The organism is Pseudoxanthomonas sp. 68-E7 (genome assembly GCF_057773145.1).
Window position 1 is genome coordinate 387396 of sequence record NZ_JBYMTI010000003.1, and the last position, 20713, is coordinate 408108.

21 protein-coding genes are annotated in these 20713 nt (G+C 68.4%); 10 read left to right on the forward strand and 11 right to left on the reverse strand.

What is annotated here, in order from left to right:
* The first annotated feature begins 5 nt into the window (after positions 1–5).
* From AC3DE2_RS09815 to AC3DE2_RS09830, 4 genes are all read left to right on the forward strand, one after another.
* Entirely contained in the window at positions 6–950 is a 945-nt protein-coding gene (locus AC3DE2_RS09815) for an ABC transporter ATP-binding protein (protein ID WP_488426148.1), read from the forward strand.
* Positions 947–1717: an ABC transporter permease gene (locus AC3DE2_RS09820; protein ID WP_295379216.1), complete on the forward strand. Its 771-nt coding sequence runs from the start codon at positions 947–949 to the stop codon at positions 1715–1717. The genes AC3DE2_RS09815 and AC3DE2_RS09820 overlap by 4 nt, the downstream gene beginning before the upstream one ends.
* A gap of 43 nt (positions 1718–1760) precedes the next feature.
* Positions 1761–2702 carry a 2-dehydropantoate 2-reductase gene (gene panE / locus AC3DE2_RS09825; RefSeq protein WP_295379218.1) on the forward strand — a complete coding sequence of 314 codons (942 nt, stop codon included), beginning with the start codon at positions 1761–1763 and terminating at the stop codon, positions 2700–2702.
* A gap of 246 nt (positions 2703–2948) precedes the next feature.
* Positions 2949–3353, forward strand: a complete 405-nt coding sequence (locus AC3DE2_RS09830) for a hypothetical protein (protein WP_295379220.1) — start codon at positions 2949–2951, stop codon at positions 3351–3353.
* A gap of 37 nt (positions 3354–3390) precedes the next feature.
* Here the strand turns inward: AC3DE2_RS09830 and AC3DE2_RS09835 are convergent, their stop codons facing one another.
* Positions 3391–4197 carry a TatD family hydrolase gene (locus AC3DE2_RS09835; RefSeq protein ID WP_295379222.1) on the reverse strand — a complete coding sequence of 269 codons (807 nt, stop codon included), beginning with the start codon at positions 4195–4197 and terminating at the stop codon, positions 3391–3393.
* 75 nt (positions 4198–4272) lie between these two features.
* Between AC3DE2_RS09835 and hrpB the strand changes: the two genes are divergently transcribed.
* Both hrpB and AC3DE2_RS09845 read left to right on the forward strand, forming a co-directional pair.
* The gene (gene hrpB, locus AC3DE2_RS09840; protein WP_488426031.1) at positions 4273–6768 is read left to right on the forward strand and encodes an ATP-dependent helicase HrpB; all 2496 of its coding nucleotides are present in this window, start codon (positions 4273–4275) and stop codon (positions 6766–6768) included.
* 198 nt (positions 6769–6966) lie between these two features.
* The gene (locus AC3DE2_RS09845) at positions 6967–7326 is read left to right on the forward strand and encodes a hypothetical protein (RefSeq protein WP_295379227.1); all 360 of its coding nucleotides are present in this window, start codon (positions 6967–6969) and stop codon (positions 7324–7326) included.
* 70 nt (positions 7327–7396) lie between these two features.
* On the opposite strand, the gene AC3DE2_RS09850 is transcribed toward AC3DE2_RS09845, so the two are convergent.
* Both AC3DE2_RS09850 and AC3DE2_RS09855 read right to left on the reverse strand, forming a co-directional pair.
* Positions 7397–7939, reverse strand: coding sequence for a pseudouridine synthase (locus AC3DE2_RS09850; protein WP_295379229.1), 543 nt, complete (start codon positions 7937–7939; stop codon positions 7397–7399).
* 16 nt (positions 7940–7955) lie between these two features.
* Positions 7956–8795 (reverse strand): class I SAM-dependent methyltransferase, encoded by an 840-nt coding sequence (locus AC3DE2_RS09855; protein WP_295379232.1) that lies wholly within the window; start codon positions 8793–8795, stop codon positions 7956–7958.
* A 178-nt stretch (positions 8796–8973) separates the two neighbouring features.
* On the opposite strand from AC3DE2_RS09855, the gene AC3DE2_RS09860 reads away from it, so the two are divergent.
* From AC3DE2_RS09860 to AC3DE2_RS09870, 3 genes are read left to right on the forward strand one after another with little or no spacing between them, the layout of a single operon-like run.
* The gene (locus AC3DE2_RS09860) at positions 8974–9411 is read left to right on the forward strand and encodes a hypothetical protein (RefSeq protein ID WP_295379235.1); all 438 of its coding nucleotides are present in this window, start codon (positions 8974–8976) and stop codon (positions 9409–9411) included.
* Between the two features lie 36 nt (positions 9412–9447).
* Positions 9448–9894: a type II 3-dehydroquinate dehydratase gene (locus AC3DE2_RS09865; RefSeq protein WP_295379237.1), complete on the forward strand. Its 447-nt coding sequence runs from the start codon at positions 9448–9450 to the stop codon at positions 9892–9894.
* Complete coding sequence (locus tag AC3DE2_RS09870; protein WP_295379239.1) at positions 9881–10102, forward strand: hypothetical protein; 222 nt, start codon at positions 9881–9883, stop codon at positions 10100–10102. Before AC3DE2_RS09865 ends, AC3DE2_RS09870 begins: the two co-directional genes overlap by 14 nt.
* Here AC3DE2_RS09870 and AC3DE2_RS09875 read toward each other — a convergent pair.
* The 4 genes from AC3DE2_RS09875 to AC3DE2_RS09890 all read right to left on the reverse strand — a co-directional run bounded on the left by AC3DE2_RS09875 (position 10099) and on the right by AC3DE2_RS09890 (position 16601).
* Positions 10099–12819, reverse strand: coding sequence for a bifunctional acetate--CoA ligase family protein/GNAT family N-acetyltransferase (locus tag AC3DE2_RS09875; protein ID WP_488426032.1), 2721 nt, complete (start codon positions 12817–12819; stop codon positions 10099–10101). The genes AC3DE2_RS09870 and AC3DE2_RS09875 overlap by 4 nt on opposite strands.
* 133 nt (positions 12820–12952) lie before the next feature.
* On the reverse strand, positions 12953–13888 hold the full coding sequence (locus tag AC3DE2_RS09880; protein WP_488426033.1) for a hypothetical protein: 936 nt from the start codon (positions 13886–13888) through the stop codon (positions 12953–12955).
* 134 nt (positions 13889–14022) lie between these two features.
* Positions 14023–15732 carry a bifunctional isocitrate dehydrogenase kinase/phosphatase gene (aceK, locus tag AC3DE2_RS09885; protein ID WP_488426034.1) on the reverse strand — a complete coding sequence of 570 codons (1710 nt, stop codon included), beginning with the start codon at positions 15730–15732 and terminating at the stop codon, positions 14023–14025.
* Positions 15729–16601, reverse strand: coding sequence for a LysR substrate-binding domain-containing protein (locus AC3DE2_RS09890; protein ID WP_295379249.1), 873 nt, complete (start codon positions 16599–16601; stop codon positions 15729–15731). Before AC3DE2_RS09890 ends, aceK begins: the two co-directional genes overlap by 4 nt.
* Positions 16602–16724: 123 nt before the next feature.
* On the opposite strand from AC3DE2_RS09890, the gene AC3DE2_RS09895 reads away from it, so the two are divergent.
* Entirely contained in the window at positions 16725–16949 is a 225-nt protein-coding gene (locus tag AC3DE2_RS09895) for a hypothetical protein (protein ID WP_295379251.1), read from the forward strand.
* A 368-nt stretch (positions 16950–17317) separates the two neighbouring features.
* On the opposite strand, the gene icd is transcribed toward AC3DE2_RS09895, so the two are convergent.
* The 4 genes from icd to queF form a co-directional block, all read right to left on the reverse strand.
* Positions 17318–18646: an isocitrate dehydrogenase (NADP(+)) gene (icd, locus tag AC3DE2_RS09900; RefSeq protein ID WP_295379254.1), complete on the reverse strand. Its 1329-nt coding sequence runs from the start codon at positions 18644–18646 to the stop codon at positions 17318–17320.
* 291 nt (positions 18647–18937) lie between these two features.
* Positions 18938–19426 (reverse strand): hypothetical protein, encoded by a 489-nt coding sequence (locus AC3DE2_RS09905; protein ID WP_488426035.1) that lies wholly within the window; start codon positions 19424–19426, stop codon positions 18938–18940.
* A 51-nt stretch (positions 19427–19477) separates the two neighbouring features.
* On the reverse strand, positions 19478–19783 hold the full coding sequence (locus tag AC3DE2_RS09910) for a LysM peptidoglycan-binding domain-containing protein (RefSeq protein ID WP_447103956.1): 306 nt from the start codon (positions 19781–19783) through the stop codon (positions 19478–19480).
* 107 nt (positions 19784–19890) lie between these two features.
* Complete coding sequence (queF, locus tag AC3DE2_RS09915; RefSeq protein ID WP_488426036.1) at positions 19891–20706, reverse strand: NADPH-dependent 7-cyano-7-deazaguanine reductase QueF; 816 nt, start codon at positions 20704–20706, stop codon at positions 19891–19893.
* Positions 20707–20713: the final 7 nt, after the last annotated feature.

The window sequence follows — 20713 nt, forward strand, 5'->3', positions numbered from 1 at the left end:
AACCCGTGGTTTCCGCGAACGCGCCCGCGCTCGCCATTTCCGATCTCCGCAAGGTTTACGACAACGGCGTACAGGCGCTCAAGGGCGTCTCGCTGCAGGTCGCGCCCGGCGACTTCTTCGCCCTGCTCGGCCCCAACGGCGCCGGCAAGTCGACCCTGATCGGCATCGTCAGCTCGCTGGTGAACAAGAGCGGCGGCGAAGTCGAGGTGTTCGGCGTCAACCTGTCGCGTCACCGCGACGACGCCCTGCGCCTGATCGGCCTGGTGCCGCAGGAAATCAACTTCAACATGTTCGAGAAGCCGATCGACATCCTGGTCAACTACGCCGGCTTCTACGGGGTGCCGCGCGCCGAGGCGCTGGTGCGGGCGGAAGAGGAGCTCAAGCGTGCCCAGCTGTGGGAAAAGGCGCAGATGATGAGCCGCACCCTGTCCGGCGGCATGAAGCGGCGCCTGATGATCGCCCGCGCCATGATGACCCGGCCCAGGCTGCTGATCCTCGACGAACCCACCGCCGGCGTGGACATCGAGATCCGCCGCGGCATGTGGAAGACCCTCAAGGACATCAACGCCGCGGGCACCACCATCATCCTGACCACCCACTACCTGGAAGAGGCCGAAAGCCTCTGCCGCAACCTGGCGATCATCGACCACGGCAACATCGTCGAGCAGGGGCCCATGCGCAGCCTGCTCGCGAAACTGGACGTGGAAGGCTTCCTGTTCGACATCGACGGAGAGTTGCCGGCGCAACTGCCGGTCATCGAGGGCACCACCCTGATCGCGCTCGACCCGCACACGCTGGACCTGGACATGCCGCGCGCGATGGACCTGAACCGGATTTTCGCCGTGCTCAACGAAGCCGGCATCCGGGTGCGCTCGATGCGCACCAAGAGCAACCGACTGGAGGAACTGTTCGTGCGCATGACCGGCAACGGCAAGGAGCAGGCGGCATGAGCAATCCCAACCTGATCGCCCTCGGCACCATCGTCCGCCGCGAAGTCGCGCGCATCCTGCGCATCTGGGGCCAGACCCTGGTGCCGCCGGCCATCACCATGACCCTGTACTTCCTGATCTTCGGTGGCCTGATCGGCTCGCAGATCCGCGACATGGGCGGCTACAGCTACATGGAGTTCATCGTGCCGGGCCTGGTGATGATGAGCGTCATCCAGAACAGCTACGGCAACATTTCCTCCAGCTTCTTCGGCGCCAAGTTCGGCCGCCACATCGAGGAACTGCTGGTCAGCCCGATGCCCAACTGGGTGATCCTGTGGGGCTACGTGGCCGGCGCGGTGCTGCGGGGCCTGATGGTGGGCATCATCGTGCTGGTAATCGCCACCTTCTTCACCCCCGTGCGGATGCCGCATCCGCTGGTCACCCTGAGCACGGTGCTGCTGGGCGCGACGATCTTCTCGCTTGCCGGTTTCATCAACGCGGTCTACGCCAAGAAGTTCGACGACGTGGCGATCGTGCCGACCTTCATCCTGACCCCGCTGACCTACCTGGGCGGCGTGTTCTACTCGGTCAAGCTGCTGCCGCCGTGGGCCGAGGCGATGACCCACGCCAACCCGATCTTCTACATGGTCAACGCGTTCCGCTATGGCCTGCTGGGCAGCAGCGACGTGCCGCTGTGGGTGGCCTACGCGTTGATGCTGGTGTTCGTGCTGGCGCTGAGTTCGCTGGCCCTGTGGTTGCTCAAGCGCGGCGTCGGCCTGCGCAGTTGAGTCGGCGCCGGAGCAAACCGGCGCAATGCAAGGAGTGGTGCGGATGCGAATCCTGATCCTGGGCGCCGGCGGTACCGGCGGTTATTTCGGCGGCCGGCTCGCGCAGTCCGGCGCCGACGTCACCTTCCTGGTCCGGTCCCCGCGCGCCGCGGATCTGGCGCGCGACGGCCTGCGCCTCCGCAGTCCCCTTGGCGACGCGGAACTGCCGGTGGCGACGGTGACCGCCGCGCAGCTGCCCGCGCTGGCGGCGTCGCGGCCGTTCGATCTGGTCCTGCTCAGCTGCAAGGCCTACGACCTGGACAGTTCGATCGACGCCATCGCGCCGGCCCTCCAGGCCGGTGCCGACGTGCTGCCGATTCTCAACGGGCTGCTGCACTACGCGCGGCTGGACGAGCGGTTTGGCTGCGATCGCGTGATCGGTGGCCTATGCTTCATCAGCGCGACCAAGGGCCCGCAGGGCGAGATCCTGCATCTGGGCAAGCCCGCCTCGATCACCTTCGGCGAGCGTGACGGCGTTCCGCCGCGCGCGCGCCTGCACGCCTTCGCAGAAGCCTGCGAAAAGGCACGCATCGATCACCTGCTGTCGCCGGACATCGGCCGGGAGCAGTGGATCAAGTACAGCTTCCTCACCGCGCTGGCCGCCGGCACCTGCCTGATGCGCGCGCCGATCGGGCGGATCGTGGCGGGCGAGGGCGGCGAGGCGTTCATGACCGCGTTGTATGCCGAATGCACCGCGGTGGCGGCCGCGTCCGGACAACCGATTCCGCAGGCCGCGCAGGACACCGCCCTGTCTACCCTGCGGCAGCCGGGTACGGATCTGAAAGCCTCGATGCTGCGCGACCTGGAAGCCGGCCAGCGTGTCGAAGGCCTGCAGATTGTCGGCGACATGGTGCACCGCGCGCAGCGGTTCGGAAGGCCGGTGCCCCTGCTGTCCACCGCCTGGTGCCACCTGCAGGCCTACGAGGCGTCGCTGCCGGCACGGTGACGTTCCTGTCGCGGTGCGTGTCCGGTCGTGACTCGGAATGCTCCGATGGCGCGCGAAAGGGGCCCCGCCTACGATGTCCGGCGATCCGACCGCGACCGCCCTGCGCCATCGCGTGCCAGGGTGGCAAACCTTCTCTTCGTAACCGTCCAGGACATGCAGCAACGTCATCCTCGTCCCCCTTCTGCACGGGCATCGCACGGGTGCCGGTTCCTCTCGCGGAGGCACGCAATCCGCATCGGGCGCTGGTTGACGCTGTTCGCCGGTCTCTGCGTGCTGACCGGCTGCTTTCCGTATCGCGAGCAGATCGTCCCGCGGATCGAAGGCCGGCTGGTCCGCGGCGCCATGCCGGTGGCGGGCGTGCGCATCCACGTGTTGCCGGAGACGTTCCGAGCCGGCTGCCAGCCATCCCGATACACCGCCGTCACCGATGATGCGGGTGCGTTCACCCTGGTCGGCAAGAGCCGGATCGGGATGATCGTGCCCATGGGCGATCGCATCAACACCTGGGGCGTGTGCATCGAGGAGAACGGACGGCTGATCGAGGGCTTCCGGGACGGCAGCATCGGCTGGCCGCCTCGGCACATCGACATGCAATGCGATCTGGAACGTACCGTCCGAATCTGCGAATGGAGCGAGCGCAACCAGCGCTAGGATGCCGGCCCCGGGCGTGGGCTGGCTGAACGCATGCCTAGGCGCCGGATTCGCACGCCGGCAGGCGGAAGAACGCGGTCGCGGTCGCGGTGGTCGTGGCCGCGGTGACGCCGGTCTCTTCGCCGCGATCGCGCGCCAGTTCCTCCACGATGTGGGCCAGGTACATCGGCTCGTTGCGGCGATGCGACGGTTGTGGCCGCACGGTGCGCGGCAGCAGGTAGGGCGCGTCGGTCTCGATCATCAGCCGTTCGGCGGGGATGTGGGGCACCAGTTCGCGCAGGTGCTGGCCGCGGCGTTCGTCGCACAGCCAGCCAGTGATGCCGATGTGCCAGTCCTGGTCCAGGTAGTCGAACAGCTCCTCGCGGCTGCCGGTGAAGCAATGCACCACCGCCGGGCCCAGGCGGCCATCGAAGTTCTTCATCATCGCCATGAAGTCGGCGTGCGCATCGCGCTGGTGCAGGAACAGCGGCTTGCCATTCTCGGCGGCGATCTGCAGCTGGCGCTCGAAGGCGCGCCGCTGCGCCGGCCGCGGCGAGAAATCGCGGAAGTAGTCCAGGCCGCATTCGCCGACCGCCACCACCTCCGGATGGGCGTGCAGCGCGCGCATTTCGGCGTCGCATTCGTCGGTGTACTCGACCGCGTGGTGCGGATGCACGCCGGCGGTGGCGAACAGTTCGCCCGGGTGCGCGCGGGCCAGCGCGAGCGCCTGCGGGGAATGCTCGCGGCTGGCGCCGGTCACCACCATCTGCGCCACGCCGTGCGCGCGGGCCCGCTGCATCACCGCGTCCAGATCGTGGGCGAAGCTCTCGTGGGTCAGGTTGGCGCCGATGTCGATCAGGTGCATGGAGCGTGGGAAAGCGCAGCGAAGGGCGCGCCATTGTAGTCGGCCCGGCGCGCGGAGCCGGTATCCTAGCCGGCCATGTCGTCGCCCGCGCCGTCACCTGAATTCCCGATCACCCCGCTGCTGCCGGAGATCCGGCGGAGCCTGTCCGCGCATCCACGGCTGGTGCTGGAAGCGCCGCCGGGCGCCGGCAAGACCACCCAGGTGCCGCTGGCGCTGCTGGACGAGCCGTGGGGGCAGGGGCGCCGGATCCTGATGCTGGAACCGCGCCGGGTGGCCGCGCGCGCGGCCGCGGGCTTCATGGCGAAGCAGCGTGGCGAGGCGGTCGGTGAAACCGTCGGCTACCGCATCCGCTTCGATAACAAGGTGTCCGCGCGCACCCGCATCGAGGTCGTCACCGAGGGCATCCTGACCCGGATGATCCAGGATGACCCGATGCTCGAATCGGTGGCGGCGATCCTGTTCGACGAATTCCACGAGCGCCACCTGTCAGCCGATCTCGGCCTGGCCCTGGCGCTGGACGTGCAGGCCCAGCTGCGCGAGGACCTGCGCATCGTGGTGATGTCGGCGACCCTGGATGGCGAACGCCTGGCGCGGTTCCTGGACGCGCCGCGCCTGAGCAGCGAAGGGCGGAGTTTTCCGGTGTCGGTGGCGCATTTTCCCGCGCGCCGCGACGAACCCGCCGAAGCGCAGGCGCGGCGCGCGATCGAGCATGCGCTGGCGGCGCATCCGGGCGACGTGCTGGTGTTCCTGCCCGGCCAGCGCGAGATCGCGCGCCTGGATGCGATGCTGGACGGGCTGCCCCGCGATGTCGCGGTGCTGCCCCTGCATGGCGAATTGCCGGTGGAGCGGCAGTCCGAAGTGCTGCAGCCGGATCCGCAGGGCCACCGCCGGGTGGTGCTGGCGACCAACGTGGCCGAGTCCTCGGTGACGCTGCCGGGCGTGCGGGTGGTGATCGATGCCGGGCTGGCGCGCGAACCACGCTATGACCCCAACAGCGGTTTCGCCCGGTTGGAGGTTGTCGCCATTTCGCAGGCATCGGCGGACCAGCGTGCCGGCCGCGCCGGCCGCGTCGCCGAAGGCTGGACTTACCGGCTGTGGCCGCAGTCGCAGCGGCTGGAGCCGCAGCGCCGGCCGGAAATCGCCCAGGTCGAACTGGCCGCGCTGGCGCTGGAGCTGGCGGCCTGGGGCAGCGATCAACTGCGATTCGTCGACCCGCCGCCCGCCGGTGCGCTGGGCGCGGCGCGCGAACTGCTGCAACGGCTGGGTGCGTTGGGAGAGAGTGGCGGCGTTACCCCGCTCGGCCAGCGCATGCTCACGTTGGGCACGCATCCACGCCTGGCGGCGATGTTGCTGTCGGCGCCGAATGGCGCGGCGCGGGCGCTGTCCTGTGATCTGGCGGCACTGATTGAAGCGCGGGATCCGCTGCGCGGCGGCGGTGATGCGCTGGCCGCGCGCTGGCGTGCGCTGGCGGCGTTCCGCCAGGGCCGGGCGCCCGGCGACGCCCATCGATCCGCCCTGGCCGCGATCGACGCCGCGGCGAAGCAATGGCGCCGGCGCCTGCGCGAGGAGGCCGCGCCACCCGCGACCCTGGAAGCGCATCTGCTGGGAGACCGGTTGAGTCATGCCTATCCCGATCGCATCGGCTACCAGCATCCCCAGGATCCGCGCCGCTACGCGCTCGCCAATGGGCGCATGGCGCGCCTGTTCGATGACAGCGCGCTGTTCGGCGAGCCCTGGATCGTCGCCAATGAACTGCGCCACGAAGCCAAGGATGCGTTGATCCAGCGCGGTGCGCCGGTCGATGAGGCTTTCCTGCGCAGCGAGTTCCCGGACCGCTTCGTCACCGGGGACACGGTGCGCTGGGACGCCGGCAGGCGTGCGTTGAGCGCGCAGCGCGAGACCCGTTTCGATCGCATCATCCTGAAAGCGCGTTCGACCGGACGCGTGGATCCGGCGCTGGCCGCGCAGGCGCTCACCGATGCGGTGCGCGAACTGGGAATCGATGCGCTGCCGTGGACCGAATCGCTGCGGCAGTGGCGCGAACGCGTGCGCAGCCTGCGCGAATGGATGCCCGAGCTCAGCTTGCCGGATCTGTCCGACGAGGCATTGCTGGCGGATCTGGATCGCTGGCTGAGGCCGGCCTTCGCCGGCAAGAGCCGGCTGGACGCGCTCGACGAAACCGAACTCGGCGAAGCACTCCGATCGCCGTTGGACTGGTCGCTGCGCCAGCGGATCGACGCGCTGGCGCCGACCCGCATCAGCGTGCCCTCGGGCATGGAGCGGCGCATCGAATACACCCACGGCCAGCCGCCGGTGCTGGCGGTGAAGCTGCAGGAACTGTTCGGCCTGGCCGAAACGCCGCGCATCGCCGATGGCCGCATCCCGCTCACGTTGCACCTGCTGTCGCCGGGTGGACGCCCCCTCCAGGTCACCCAGGATCTGCGCGGCTTCTGGGAGCGCACCTACCCGGAAGTGAAAAAGGAAATGAAGGGCCGCTACCCCAAGCATCCCTGGCCCGACGATCCGTGGACCGCCCAGGCCACCCATCGGGCCAAGCCACGCGGCACCTGACCGGACGACATGTTCCGTAGGAGCGACGTGAGTCGCGAAGGCGGCCTTTTCCGTAGTGTTCCGGTCGCGACTCACGTCGCTCCCACAAGCTGGAAACCCACCCGTTCAGCCCCCGGTCGGCGCATCGGGGCGCCGCTAACGTGCCGTGAACATCCGCGGATGGACACTGGATGCCGTCATCTACACAGGACAACGACGATGAGCAAGCTCACCATCATTACCGACCGCGCGCTGGAACTGGTCAGCCAGGCAGGCAGCAGCCTCAAGCAGGCGGTGCCGAAGAACGCCGACAAACTGTTGCAGACCGGTGTTGTGCTGGGTGCGGCCAAGACCGGCGCGAAGACGGCGGGCAAGTTCATCCGCCGCAATCCGGTGGTGGCCGTCGCGGCGGCCGCGGGCATCGGCCTGCTGGCCTACGCGGCTTACCGCAAGCGCAAGCGCGACGCCGCCGATGCGCCGATCGAGGGCAAGTCGCGCCGCATCGAGGCGCGCAAGGTCAACGGCACCGGGCGAACCGGCCGCCGCACCACCTCGCGCGCGCCTTCGGCCAATCCCTGATCGACTTCCGCGGCTTCCCGCCACGCGGAATGCCTCCGGCGTGACGGTTTCATGTGAGGCCAGCCGGGCGTTACGAACGGACCTCGCGCCACTGACCTGGCGCGAGATCATCCAGTGCGACATTGCCCATCGCCACGCGCACCAGGCGCAGGGTCGGCAAGCCGACGGCGGCGGTCATCCGCCGCACCTGCCGGTTGCGGCCTTCGCTGATTCGGATTTCCAGCCACGTATCGGGCACCGTCTTGCGGAAACGCACCGGCGGATCCCGCGGCCACAGCGCGGGATCCGGATCCAGCCGGCGCACCTCGGCCGGTCGGGTCGGTCCATCGTTCAGCACCACCCCGCGCCGCAGCGCGTCGAGCTGCGCGTCCTGCGGCGTGCCTTCCACCTGCGCCCAGTAGGTCTTGGCCTGCTTGTGGCGCGGATCGGTCAGCCGGTGCGCCAGTCCGCCGTCATCGGTGAGCAGCAGCAGGCCCTCGCTGTCGTAGTCCAGCCGACCCGCCGCGTAGACCCGCGGCGGCAGATCGAATTCCGCCAGCGTCCGCCGGGGCGGATCGCTGCGATCGGTGAACTGGCACAGCACGTTGAAGGGCTTGTTGAACGCGATCAGCACGGACCAGCGGCTCGACTCAGGGCTTCACGAACCGCAGCGTCATCCGATCGCTTTCGCCGATGGCTTTGTACTTCTCCGCGTCCTTGGGATCGTGATTGTTGGACGGCGGCAGGGTCCACACACCGTTGGGATGATCCTTGGTGTCGCGCGGATTGGCGTTGATCTCGCTCTTGCCGTCCAGCCGGAATCCGGCCGCCTCGGCCAGCGCGATCACCTGCGCTTCGCCCACATAGCCGCTGTTGTCGTCCGCCGGCACGTCACGCTTGGCGCGGTGTTCGACCACGCCCAGCACGCCGCCTGGCTTGAGTACGTCGAAGAAGCCCTTGAACATGCCTTCGGCCTGCCCGGCCGAGCGCCAGTTGTGCACGTTGCGGAAAGTCAGCACGAGATCCGCCGAGGCCGGCGGGCCGAACACCGGCGCCGACGGCGAATACGCCACCACCTTGGTCGTGTCGTACAGCGCCGGCGAGGCGGCGAACTTCTTCTCCAGTCCGTCCTTGCTGCGCTGCTGGTAGTCGCGACCACCGCCCTGCGCGACCGCCGCCGGATCCACGATCGCCGCCACGTACTGGCCGCTCCCGCGTAGATACGGCGCCAGAATCTCCGAATACCAGCCGCCGCCCGGGGTGATCTCGACGACGGTCTGTCCCGGCTTCAGGCCGAAGAACGACAGCGTCTCGGCGGGGTGGCGGTAGCCGTCGCGGGCCACGTTGGCCGGGGTGCGCCAATCACCCTTGATCGCGCCATCGAGCGTGATGGCCGCATCGGCGGCGGCGGACGAGGCGTCCTGCGCATGCGCGAGCGCGGGCACGCCCAGGGCCAACAGCACGGCGAGGCAGATCGAATGCGGCTTCATCGGTGGTCTCCGGGGGAAAGTGCGGCGAGCCTATCACGCATGTGCAACGCGGCACGGCTGAATGCCCGCATGCCGCTTATGTGGAATTTACGCGGCGGGGCGCTGGCCGGAATGGTCCGTTTACGCCCCCGGCGCCTAGCCTGTTTCCACCGCGCGAAAGCGCGCCTGGAAACCCGGCATGAACCTCCTGATCCTCGAGGGCCCGCACGCGTCCTCCGCCCCCGGCGCGGCGATGGCGCCCTCCGCGCTGCGCGGCCTGCGGGCACGGGCGCGCGCCTGCGGCCACCGCGTGTTCCATTGCCGTTGCACGGACACGGACGCGTTGCTCACCGGCCTGCGCGCGTGCGCCGCGCTCGACGTGCGGATGCTGTTGCTGGATGCGGGCGACCTCGCCGCCAACGCCCCCGCGCTGCCGGCCCTGCGCGAATCGCTGGAACAGGTGCCGATGCCCTACATCGAAGTGCACGACGACAGCGCGCAGGTGCTGGAGTCGCGCCTGGACCTGCGCCATCCGCCGTTGGCGACGGTGGTGTTCAACCGCGACCGCGTGCAGGGCCACGTGCTGGCGCTGTCGATCGCCCTGCGCCGCCTGCGGACGCCGGCCGGCGACATCTGAATCCGCCTCCTTCCTCCCCGCAACCCGGAGCTTCCCATGTCACTGTTGCTCATCCGCGGTCCGGAGCGCCGCGCCCATGGCAGCGAACCGCCGCCGCCGTTGCCCGCGCCGGTCGTGCGCGCGCTGGCCGAGCGCGCCGCCGCCGCCGGCAAGACCCTCGCCGTGCGCGTGTGCGCCAACGAAGCCGAGTACCTGCATGCGCTGGATGGCGCCCGGCTCACCCGCACCGAACTGCTGCTGCTGGACCCCGGCAGCGCTGCCACCAGCGCGCGCCTGCATGCCGCGGTCGACCACGCCGGCATTCCCTACATCGAGGTCCACGATGACGACTGCGATGCGCCGGAACCGCGCCTGCCGCCCTCGCGTGCCTGCCTCGCGGTGGCCCAGGGCTATTGCGCGCAGAGCTACACGCTGGCGCTGGAGATGGCGCTGGAGCATCTGGGCTGCGCCGAGTGCGAGTCCGAACGCCATGTCGGCACCTGATTCCGCGCGTCCTGGCGCCGGCTACTTCGCCGACTACGAGGTCTACGCGATGGGCGAGGCGATCGCCTGGGGCCAGATCACGCTGGCCTGTTCCAGCGAGGACGACCGCGAACCGGCGGCGCTGATCCGCCGATTGCGCCAGGCCGCCGCCGACCAGCACGGCGCCGAGGCCGGTGCGATCCGGTTGCGCCAGGTCTGCCGGCTCTAGCCGGCGTCTTCCACGCGTCCGTCGATGGGCAGTTCCACGTCCATCAGGGTCGGCTCGTCGGGATCGGCGCGGATGCGGAAACCCAGTTGCTCGCACATCGCCAGCATGGTGCGGTTGTCGCGCAGCACCTGGCCCTCGACCACCTTCAGGCCAAGCCAGCGGGCGTACTCGATCATGATCCGCATCAGCCGCCAGCCGATGCCGTGGCCCTTCAGATCCGAGCGGACCAGGATGCCGTACTCGCCGCGATCGTAGTTGGCATCGGCATGCAGCCGCACCGCGCCCAGCATCTGCCCGCTGGCCGGATCCAGCGCCACCAGCGCCATCGAACGGGCGTAGTCGATCTGGGTCAGGCGGGCGATGAACTCGTGGCTGAAATGGCGCACCGACTGGAAGAAGCGCAGGCGCAGATCCTCGTCGGTGACGTGGGTGAAGAACTCGCGGAACATCGCGTCGTCCTCCGGCCGCACCGGCCGCACGAACGCGTCGCTGCCGTCGGCCAGGGTGATCGTGCGTTCCCATTCCTTCGGGTACGGGAAGATCGCGAAGCGCGGATGACCGCGGCCCTTGTGCAGTTTCCGGCCCGGCGCCACCGCGATGCGCGCGTCCACCGCGATCACGCCGTCGCGATCGGCCAGCAGCGGATTGATGTCCAGCTGGCGGATTTCGGGGATGTCGGCCGCCAGTTGCGCCAGCTTCACCAGCACCAGCGCGATCGCGCGTTCGTCGGCGGCCGGCACGTCGCGATAGGCCTTGAGCACGCGCGAGACCCGGGTGCGGCCAATCAGTTCGTGCGCCAGCCGCAGATCCAGCGGCGGCAGCGCCAGCGCCTTGTCGTCGATCACGTCCACGGCGGTGCCGCCGCGCCCGAACACCACCACCGGGCCAAACACCTCGTCGTCGGCGATGCCGGCAATCAGCTCGCGCGCCTTGGGCCGCAGCAGGGTCGGCTGCACCAATACCCCACCGATGCGCGCATCCGGGCGCGCGCTGCGCGCGCGCTGCAGGATGCCGGCCGCCGCCTCGCGCACGGCGTCGGCGCTGACCAGGTTCAGGCGCACCCCATCGATGTCGGATTTGTGCGGAATGTCCGGCGACAGGATCTTCACCGCCACCGCCATGCCCTGGGCGAGCAACGGCGCGGCCACCTGGGCGGCATCCTCCGGATCGCGCGCGCGGCGCAGCGGCGCGACCGGAATGCCGTAGGCGGCGAGCACGTGCGCGGTGGCCAGCGGATCCAGCCAGTGCTGGCCGTCCTTCAGCGCGTGCTCGACCAGCGCGCGCGCCGCGTCGGTGTCGACCACGAAATCCTCGGGCAGGCTGGGCGGCGTTTCCATCAGCGCGGCCTGCGCTTCGCGATAGCGCACCAGATGCATGAAGCCGCCGACCGCGTCGGACTCGGTTGGATAGTTGGGAATCCGCGCCGCGTCCAGCACCTCGGCGGCGGCGGGATCGTGGCCCAGCCAGACCGCGAACACGGGCTTGTGCGGACCGTGCGCGGGGCGCGCGCGCAGCACCCGGGTCATCGCCTCGGCGGTCTCCACCGCCGAGGACAGCACGGTGGGCACGTTGACCGCCAGCAGCGCGTCGTTCTGTGGATCCTCCAGCAGCGCCTCGATGGTGGCGGCGTAGCGCGCGGCGTCGATATCGGTCAGCAGATCCACCGGATTGCTGCGCGACCAGCCCGCCGGGAGCATCGCGTCGAGGCGATCGCGGGTATCGTCGGACAGCGCCGCCAGCGTGCCGCCCAGTTCGTGCAGGCGATCCACGGACAGCGCGCCCACGCCGCCGCCGTTGGTCAGGATGGCCAACCGCCGGCCGGGGAAGGCACGCAACCGGCCCAGCGTCTCGGCGGCGGAGAACAATTCGTCCAGCGAACGCACCTGCAGCAGGCCGGCGCGCCGGAACGCGGCGTCGTACACCACGCGCGGATGGGCCAGGTGCTGGACGTGGGTGCTGTCGGCGGCGGCGCGCGCGGTCGCCGCCGCGGACTGGCCGGACTTCACCACCACCACCGGCTTGGTGCGCGCGGCGGCGCGCGCGGCCGACATGAACTTGCGCGCGTCCTTGATCGCCTCGACGTACAGCAGGATCGCGCGGGTGCGGTGATCGGTGGCGAAGTAGTCCAGCAGGTCGGCGAAATCCACGTCCAGCGCGTCGCCCAGCGACACCACCGCGGAAAATCCGATCGAGCGGCCGACGCTCCATTCCACCAGTCCGCCGGAAATCGCGCCGGACTGCGAAATCAGCGCCAGGTCGCCCGCGCCCGGCAGGCGTCCGGCGAGGCTGGCGTTGAGGCCGACGTGCGGCGCGATGACGCCCAGGCAGTTCGGCCCCAGCACGCGCAGGCCCTTCTCGCGCGCGATGGCTTCCAGCTGCGCCGCCGGCGAATCCGGACCAGAACCCATCGCCGCGGTCAGCACCGCCACCGCGCCCGCGCCACATTCGGCGGCCTCGCGGGCGATGCCCGGCACGGTGGCCGGCGGCGTGGCGATCACCACCAGATCCGGCTTCCACGGCAGATCCCGCAGCCGCCGGGCGGTGGTCACGCCGTCGATGCTCGCCGGATGCAGGTTGACCAGTCCGATGGGGCCACCGAAGCCGCCTTCCAGCAGGTTGTTGATCACCGCGCGACCGACCGACCGCGGTCGCGACCGGCTGCCGACCACCGCCACCGAGGCGGGCCGGAAGATGGATTGCAGGCGGTAGGTGCTCATCGCGGGCCGGAAAGACGGGAGGCGCGACAAAGGTAACGCGACGGCTGTCAGCAGGCCATGATCAGGTCGCTGTCCGGGGGTGAGTGCCTTGTGATACTGCCGCTTGCCCGACGCACCTCTTGCCCGACCGCCGCTAGGGGATAAGGCACATGGCTTCGGTGATGGGTCGAAGGGATCTGCACTTGCCGGTCATGTATTCAACGTCCTTGCCGGCGGCCTCGGCCTTCAGCTCGGCCGCCATCTCATCCACCCCGGGCAACTGGTCTGGTGCGCTCCGGGCCACGCAGCCGCGATGGCGCGCAAGCAGCAGATCGCAGGCTGCCACGCCGGTGAGTGCGGGCACCTCTTTTGCCGCGGCTTGCTCGACCAGATCCTGGAAAGGTGCCAACGCCTCCATGAGCGAGGACAGGAGCTTTTCCAGGTCGCGACTATCGTCGGGATGCCAAGGACCGCTGGAAGAAGGCGCGGACAAACGGAATTCGCCGCGCACCGCCGTATCGCGCGACCTCTGCAGGGCGAGGGTGTACGCCTCCGTGAAAGTGGACATCCGCTCGAACGAGAAACCGGCCAGCAAGGTCTGGAACGCATCACGCGCACCGGTGGCATCCGGGATGGGGCACATGTAGGCGAGGGTGACCATGTATTCCTCCTCCCCGCTTTCCGGCGAGTGGTCCATCATGTTCTCCACCGTGCAGGGCGTGGTGGTCAGGGTCTGGTAGAGCGCGTTGGCCACGCGCTGTCCGAGCTGGTCGGTCTTCTCGCCGGAGGGATCGGCATCGTTGCGCGTTCCTTCGGGCGGCAATGGCAGCAGGCCCGCGGGGACGCCGTTGCGGAACACGTGGGCAAGCGCTTCGCCTGCTTCCAGATCTAGCGCGTCCCGACCGTCATGCAATGGCCTGAGTGCATCGTTGAGCGTCCGCGCGGCGTCCATGTCGAAATGCAGGAACGTCCTGACGTAAAGCTGGAAGGTCTGCTCCGGCGTGGGGGAGGCGGGCTGGGCCATCGCCGGAGTGGGCAACACGAAGGCGGAAAGGCAGGAAAGGAGCAGGGCAGAAAAGGAATGTCGCATGGCGGAAGTGCCAACAGGGAAGATCCGGCGACGTTATTTCCGGCCCGGTGTCTTTCCCATAGGAGGTATCCGATTCCCCCGCATCCGGTGGTCGGGAAGTGCATCACGGGAGTAAATCCGCGTGCCGGTCCGGCTCACGCCAGCTTCAACGCATCCGGATACGGCGGCGTATCCGGATAGTCGCCCGCGGCCAGCCGCGCCTGCAGATCGCGCCACCAGCCCGCGTTGAACAGATCGCCATGCGCGGCGCGCAACGCGTTCGCCTGCGGCGCCGGCAGGCCGAGGAACTGCGGGAAGCGCTCGGGAAACACGTCGCCGGGCCCGACGTAGAACCACGGTCCGTCCGCCATCTCCTCCTCGTAGCAGGTCGGCTGCGGCCAGTCGCGGAAGTGGCAGTCGGTGACCAGGCACAGCTCGTCGTAGTCGTAGAACACCGCGCGGCCGTGCCGCGATACGCCGAAGTTCTTCAGCAGCATGTCGCCGGGGAAGATGTTGTTGCGCGCCATGTCCTTGATCGCCTGGCCGTAGTCGATCGCGGCGGCGAGCGCGGCTTCCGGTTTCTGTTCGCGCAGGTAGAGGTTGAGCGGGCGCAGCCGCCGCTGCACGTAGCACAGGTGGATGATCAGATCGTCGCCATCCTCGGTGATGCCGTGCCCGCAGCTGGACAGGAGTTCTTCCAGCAATGCCGGGGCGAAGCGCGCGCGCGGGAAGCGCAGGAACCGGTAGGGCTGGGTATCCAGCAGGCGGCCCACGCGATCCAGGTGGAACACCAGGTTGTAGCGATCCTCCACGTCCTTGCGGCTGACTTCCTTGGGATAGGCGAAGCGGTCGCGGATGATCTTGAACACCAGCGGATAGCTCGGCAGGGTGAATACCGCCATTACCATGCCGGGGGTGCCCTCGGCCTGCACCAGTTGTTCGCCGGGGTGGGTGTCGAAATGATGGAAGAAGGTGCGGAAGCGCTCGGTCTTGCCCTGCTTGGCCCGACCCAGCACCGTGTAGATTTCGTCGATCGGCTTGCCCGGCAGCAGCGAACGCAGGAACACCACCGCATCGCCGACCGTGGACAGGTCCGCATGGAAGTAGCTGCGCGAGGTGCCGAACAGATGCGCCACATCGCCGCGCCGGGTCAGCACCGCCTCGACCTTCAGCGCTCCGCCGTCGTTGACCAGCGCGATCACGCAGGGCGAGAAGCGGTGCTCGCCGAACACCCGGCCCACCAGGTAGGCGCGGCGCTCGCGGTAGAACACCGTGTCCAGCAGCTCGATGCCCCGCACCGGATTCTCGCCCCAGTGCGCCAGATCGTCCTGCAGGCGGATCGCGATCGAGGCCGCGCAGCGGGTGCGATGCGCGTACGGGATGTCGAACGGATAGTCGCCCAGCACCCGCACGAAGGTGTCGGTGGGACGTAGTTCTGACACCGCGTAGCTGTGCCGTGCGACCGGATGGGTGATCGCGTCGGTCGGTTCGATGTCCATCGCGATGAACTCGATCGACGGATCCACGCCGCGGGTCTTGAAGAAGCGCCGGGTCAGCGTGTTGTAGAAGGTCTTGTACAGCTCGCGGTCGATCAGATCCGCGATGAGCCGGTCGTAGCCGTCGCGCACCGCCGACCACAGCATGCGGTCGTGTGCGTGATCCAGCAGCGCCGCCTGCAGCCGCAGCGCGCATTCGGCGACGCACTCGTCGTACAGTTCGATGCGCTCGACCGCGTCCGCGCGCGTGCCGGCCCAGTCCATGCGTTCGAACCGATGGCGGGCGCGGCGGGTGATGTCGGCGAACCGCGCGTGATAGTCGGCGAAGGCGTCGTGGATGAGTGTCGCGATGACGGTCGGCTGGATCATGCGTCCACCCGCGCCTCGTCCAGCACCCACTTGCGCACGGTCTGGAAGTCCGGGTGGGCGAGGCTGCGCTCCGGATAGACCAGGTAGTGGGCGAAGTCGGCCTGCAGGCACTTGCTGGTCAGCGGCACCAGCCGGCCGGCCTTGATCAGCGGTTCGGCGAGGGTGAGCCGGGCCAGCGCGACGCCCACCCCCTGCGCGGCGGCCTGGTGCAGGGTCTCGGTATCGTCGAACTGGGCCACGAAGCGGCGCGGCGGCTCGCCACCGAATTCGGCGAACCAGTCCTTCCAGCGCTCGGAGGGATCGCCCAGCAACGGCAGGCTGCCGATGCGGGCCAGGGCGGGCTTGCCATGGCGCTTGAGGAAGGCCGGGCTGGCGACCGGCTGGATCCATTCGTGGAACAGGTACTCCGAGCGGACGCCGGGCCAGCGGCCACCGCCCAGTCGCAGCGCCAGGTCCACCGGTTCGCGCTCGAAGTCCACCACGTGGGTGCTCGATTGCAGGTTCAGGCCCAGCTCCGGATTCGCCGCCAGGAAATCCGGCAGGCGCGGCACCAGCCAGGCGGTGGCCATCGACGGAATCAGGCTGAGGGTGATGACGTGGTCGTTGCGCGCCGACATGCGCTGCAACGCGTGTCCGATCGCGTCCAGCGGCGTGGCCACCGCATCGAACAGGCGCTGGCCTTCCGGGGTCAGCTCCACCCCGCGCGGACCGCGCGCCAGCAGCTTGTGGCCGACCCGGTCCTCCAGCAGGCGCATCCGGTGGCTCAGCGCGCTGACGGTCAGGTGCATTGCCTCGGCCGCGCGGGTCAGGTTCTTCATCCGTGCGGCGGTGACGAAGGCGTCGATCTGGTCCAGCGGCAAACGGCTCATGCGGAAGGATCCATGTTGAATGCGGCTCAAGTCTGGCTTGCGCAGGTTTCGCTTTTTCGGGAATCAGGATGAGCCTAACTTGGCTCCTGTTCAAGCCGGAAGGTCCGGCGGCAGGAGAACCCCATGCGTACCGAAACGAAGCATTCGTGGTGGCGTGAACTGGGCGCCGTCAGTCAGGGCATGCTGTTCCTCGATGGTCACATCGCCAGCACGGAGGCGGCCCGTTCGGCGGCCGGCGAGGAGCGGCCGCGACGCCGGCCGGTTCCGGTCGAACGCCACCAGCGCGCGCTGCGCGTCCTGCATGCCCGCCGCCTGCGCGAGATGACCGCGCTGTCGCTGTTCCGCTGAGGCGGGGCAGCCGCTTCGAGGATCCGGCCGGGCCCGGACAAGCGCAGCCCATTGGCTGGGAGGCGCTCGCACTTCGCGCCAACAGCAAATCCCCCCTCGGTCCCCCTTCTTCGAAGGGGGAGGCGGAAGCGGGCACCTGCGCGGAATGATCGCCTGGCCCCTTCCCCCGCGTGCGGGGGAAGGTTGGGATGGGGGCGCTTTATGCAATCGCGCGCGGAAGCAGCGACTATGTATCTGGGCCGATCTACCTCAGCCCGTCGCGCGCGGAGGAGGAAGCCTTATCCCTGCTTCGGCAGACACCAATCACGCCAAAAAAAGACGCCCGGCGTGAGCCGGGCGTCTGCAACACCAACCGCGGGATCGCGCCCTTACAGGTGCTTGATGATCTCGTCGGCGAACTCGCTGCACTTCACTTCGGTGGCGCCATCCATCAGGCGGGCGAAGTCATAGGTGACGCGCTTGCTGGCAATGGCCTTGTTGACGCCGTCGATGATCCTGTCGGCCGCTTCGGTCCAGCCCATGTAGCGCAGCATCATCTCGCCGGACAGGATCACCGAACCCGGGTTCACCTTGTCCTGGTCGGCGTACTTCGGCGCGGTGCCGTGGGTCGCCTCGAACACCGCGTGGCCGGTCACGTAGTTGATGTTGGCGCCCGGGGCGATGCCGATGCCGCCGACCTGCGCGGCCAGCGCGTCGGACAGGTAGTCACCGTTGAGGTTGAGCGTGGCGGACACGTCGTACTCGCGCGGACGCAGCAGGATCTGCTGCAGGAACGCGTCGGCGATGGCGTCCTTGATGACCAGGCCCGCGCCCGGCTTGCCTTCCGGGATCACGTGCCACGGGCCACCGTCCAGCTCGACCGCACCGAAGGCTTCGCGCGCGATCTGGTAGCCCCAGTCGCGGAAGCCACCTTCGGTGAACTTCATGATGTTGCCCTTGTGGACCAGGGTCACCGACTTGCGATTGTTGGCAATCGCGTATTCGATGGCCGCATGGACCAGGCGGGTGGTGCCCAGGAACGACACCGGCTTGATGCCGACGCCGACCTGCACGCCCAGATCGCGCTTGGGCGCGCCAACCGAGGCCAGCGCGTCCTGCCAGGCATCGACCTTGTCCTGGGTGCCGAAGCGGATCTTGTCGAACGCCTGCGGGAACTCCTTGGCCAGGAAGTCCAGCACCTTCTGCGAGTCGGCGCTGCCGCCGGCCCATTCGATGCCGGCGTAGATGTCCTCGGTGTTCTCGCGGAAGATCACCATGTCCACGTCGCCCGGCTTCTTGACCGGCGAGGGCACACCCTCGAACCAGCGCACCGGGCGCAGGCAGACGTACAGGTCCAGCATCTGGCGCAGCGCGACGTTGAGCGAGCGGATGCCGCCGCCGACCGGCGTGGTCAGCGGGCCCTTGATCGAGACCAGGTAGTCACGGCAGGCCTGCACGGTGGAATCCGGCAGCCAGGTGCCGAACTGGTTGTTGGATTTCTCGCCGGCGAACACTTCCAGCCAATGGATCTTCTTGGCACCGCCGTAGGCTTTTTCCACCGCCGCGTCGAGCACGCGGACGGAGGCACGCCAGATGTCCGGACCGGTGCCGTCACCCTCGATGAAGGGAATGATCGGATGGTTGGGGACATTGAGCTTGCCGCCGGAGATGGTGATCTTCTCACCGCCGGGGGGCGGGGTGAGGACAGGTTCTGCCATGGAACTGCTCCCGGTTGAGATGGCACGCGGCGGGCCGCGCGCGGGGGTGAACAAAGGGGTCGAGCGAAAAGAGGGATACGACAGGGGTGAAACGGACCCCCATTGTCGCGGTTTATGCAGTCCTGGGCAAAACCCGGATCACCAGCCTCCGGCGTATGGATGCGGCGGCGCGCGGCCTGCCTTGTCCGTGGCGGCGGCGGCCCGGTGCGATAACCGCCGGTGTCCCAAAAAAAGCGGGCGCGATTCGCATCGCGCCCGAGCTTGCCCACCAGGGTGGGAGAGAGGGTGGAATTACTTGACTTCGATTTCCTGGGTCATGCCCACGGGCTGGCCATTCAAGGTCACGTCGACCTTGTACTTGCCGGCGGGCCAGGGATTGCTGTTCGTGAACTCGATATTGGTGGTGCCGGCGTCCTCGGCCTTGATGGCCTGCGTCTTTTGACCTGCCACCTGGCCATCCTGGAACGTCAACTTCGCATCGACGTTGGCATTGGCCGGCGTACTGGCATCGGTCTTCACCGAAACAATGATCTTGTCCTTCGGAGTGAAGGTGCTGACCGCGGCGACCGACTTGTCGGCGGCGGCGGTGTTGCCCACGGTCACGCTGGTGGCGCTGACCGGCGCGGGAGCGGGTTCGGCCGGAGCGGGCGCCGGAGCCGGAGCGGGTTCGGTGGCGGCCGGCGGGGCGGCGACCGGTTCTTCCTTCTTCTTGCAGGCGGCCAGGGCCACGGTGCCGGCCAGCGCGATCATCAGGGCGTAGGAGATGCGGTTCTGCTTCATGGTGTCAGTCCTTGTGTCAGCCGTTGAATGGTCGGTGAGGTGAGCGGGCGCTCAGGCGATGCTGTCCTTGGGCGGCAGCTTGATCACCTGGCCGGGGAAGATCCGGTCCGGATCCTCGATGACATCGCGATTGGCCTCGAAGATGTGCTTCCAGGCATTGGCACTGCCGTAGTGCTCCTTCGCGATCTTGGAGAGCGTGTCGCCCTTCTCGATCGTGTAACTCTGTTCGCCGACCAGCTCCTCGGTGCTGTCCACCTTCGCGGTCACACCGGAGAAGTCGGCCTTCTCCACGAGTTGCTCGGTGGAATCCACCTTGGCGGTGACGCCCGAAAAATCCGCTTTCTTCTCGTTGCTCATACACAACCGTCCTTCCGTGCAGGATGTTGGGACGAGCTAGCCTTGCATGCGTCCTGTTAAGAAATCATGGGATTGGCGTGAAGGCCGCGATGGCCTTCAGCCAGGGGCTACTGGCGCGGTTCGCGCCGCGCCGGAAGCGCGGTTACTCCCCGGCTCGCACGCCAGGGATTGATGTCCAGGCCACCGCGGCGGGTATAGCGCGCTTCCACCGACAGCCACTGCGGCAAGCAATGTGTCATCAAGTCACGATGGATGCGTTCGACGCATTGTTCGTGGAACTCGGCGTGATCGCGGAAGCCGATCAGGTAGCGCAGCAGCTCGGCGCGATCGATGCGCGGGCCCGCGTAGCGGATGAGGACCGTGGCCCAGTCGGGCTGGCCGGTGACCGGGCAATTGGACTTGAGCAGGGCCGACACCAGGGTTTCCTCGACCAGGACGGTGCTGTCGATCAGCAGTCCTTCCGGTCGCGGTGGGCCGTAGTGATCGATCTCCACATCCAGATCGTCCAGCGATTCGCCTTCCACCACTTCCTGCATCGGCGGCAGTCCGAACGCCACCGTCACGTCGGCGCCCGCGCGCGCGGACAGATCGGTGCGGATGCATTCCAGCACCGCCGCATCGCTGTTGAAGCGGGTGGCGTTGAGCGAATTGAGGAACAGCTTGAGCGACTTGGATTCGATCAGGTTGGGCGAATCGCACGGCACGGTGAAGGTGGCGGTGGCGACCCGCGGCTTGCCGCGCGCGTCCAGCCAGCTCAGCTCATAGGCGTGCCAGCGATCGTGGCCGTGGAAGGGCAGCGCATCGTCGGACATGCCGATTTCGCTGCGCGCCTGGTGGCGCGGAATCGGGAACAGCAGGCCGGGATCGTAGTGGTCCGGATAGGCGACTTCGCGCCCCAGCAGGGAGTCTTCGGGCTTGCTCATGCTGCTA

Excerpts from the sequence above, each read along its gene's own strand:
- AC3DE2_RS09870 (WP_295379239.1), top strand. The coding sequence starts at position 9,881 with ATGTCGGCACCTGATTCCGCGCGTCCTGGCGCCGGCTACTTCGCCGAC.
- queF (WP_488426036.1), bottom strand. The coding sequence starts at position 20,706 with ATGAGCAAGCCCGAAGACTCCCTGCTGGGGCGCGAAGTCGCCTATCCG.
- AC3DE2_RS09880 (WP_488426033.1), bottom strand. The coding sequence starts at position 13,888 with ATGCGACATTCCTTTTCTGCCCTGCTCCTTTCCTGCCTTTCCGCCTTC.
- AC3DE2_RS09905 (WP_488426035.1), bottom strand. The coding sequence starts at position 19,426 with ATGAAGCAGAACCGCATCTCCTACGCCCTGATGATCGCGCTGGCCGGC.
- panE (WP_295379218.1), top strand. The coding sequence starts at position 1,761 with ATGCGAATCCTGATCCTGGGCGCCGGCGGTACCGGCGGTTATTTCGGC.
- hrpB (WP_488426031.1), top strand. The coding sequence starts at position 4,273 with ATGTCGTCGCCCGCGCCGTCACCTGAATTCCCGATCACCCCGCTGCTG.
- AC3DE2_RS09865 (WP_295379237.1), top strand. The coding sequence starts at position 9,448 with ATGTCACTGTTGCTCATCCGCGGTCCGGAGCGCCGCGCCCATGGCAGC.
- AC3DE2_RS09910 (WP_447103956.1), bottom strand. The coding sequence starts at position 19,783 with ATGAGCAACGAGAAGAAAGCGGATTTTTCGGGCGTCACCGCCAAGGTG.
- AC3DE2_RS09895 (WP_295379251.1), top strand. The coding sequence starts at position 16,725 with ATGCGTACCGAAACGAAGCATTCGTGGTGGCGTGAACTGGGCGCCGTC.
- AC3DE2_RS09835 (WP_295379222.1), bottom strand. The coding sequence starts at position 4,197 with ATGCACCTGATCGACATCGGCGCCAACCTGACCCACGAGAGCTTCGCC.
- AC3DE2_RS09855 (WP_295379232.1), bottom strand. The coding sequence starts at position 8,795 with ATGAAGCCGCATTCGATCTGCCTCGCCGTGCTGTTGGCCCTGGGCGTG.
- AC3DE2_RS09890 (WP_295379249.1), bottom strand. The coding sequence starts at position 16,601 with ATGAGCCGTTTGCCGCTGGACCAGATCGACGCCTTCGTCACCGCCGCA.
- AC3DE2_RS09875 (WP_488426032.1), bottom strand. The coding sequence starts at position 12,819 with ATGAGCACCTACCGCCTGCAATCCATCTTCCGGCCCGCCTCGGTGGCG.
- icd (WP_295379254.1), bottom strand. The coding sequence starts at position 18,646 with ATGGCAGAACCTGTCCTCACCCCGCCCCCCGGCGGTGAGAAGATCACC.
- AC3DE2_RS09845 (WP_295379227.1), top strand. The coding sequence starts at position 6,967 with ATGAGCAAGCTCACCATCATTACCGACCGCGCGCTGGAACTGGTCAGC.
- AC3DE2_RS09860 (WP_295379235.1), top strand. The coding sequence starts at position 8,974 with ATGAACCTCCTGATCCTCGAGGGCCCGCACGCGTCCTCCGCCCCCGGC.
- AC3DE2_RS09820 (WP_295379216.1), top strand. The coding sequence starts at position 947 with ATGAGCAATCCCAACCTGATCGCCCTCGGCACCATCGTCCGCCGCGAA.
- aceK (WP_488426034.1), bottom strand. The coding sequence starts at position 15,732 with ATGATCCAGCCGACCGTCATCGCGACACTCATCCACGACGCCTTCGCC.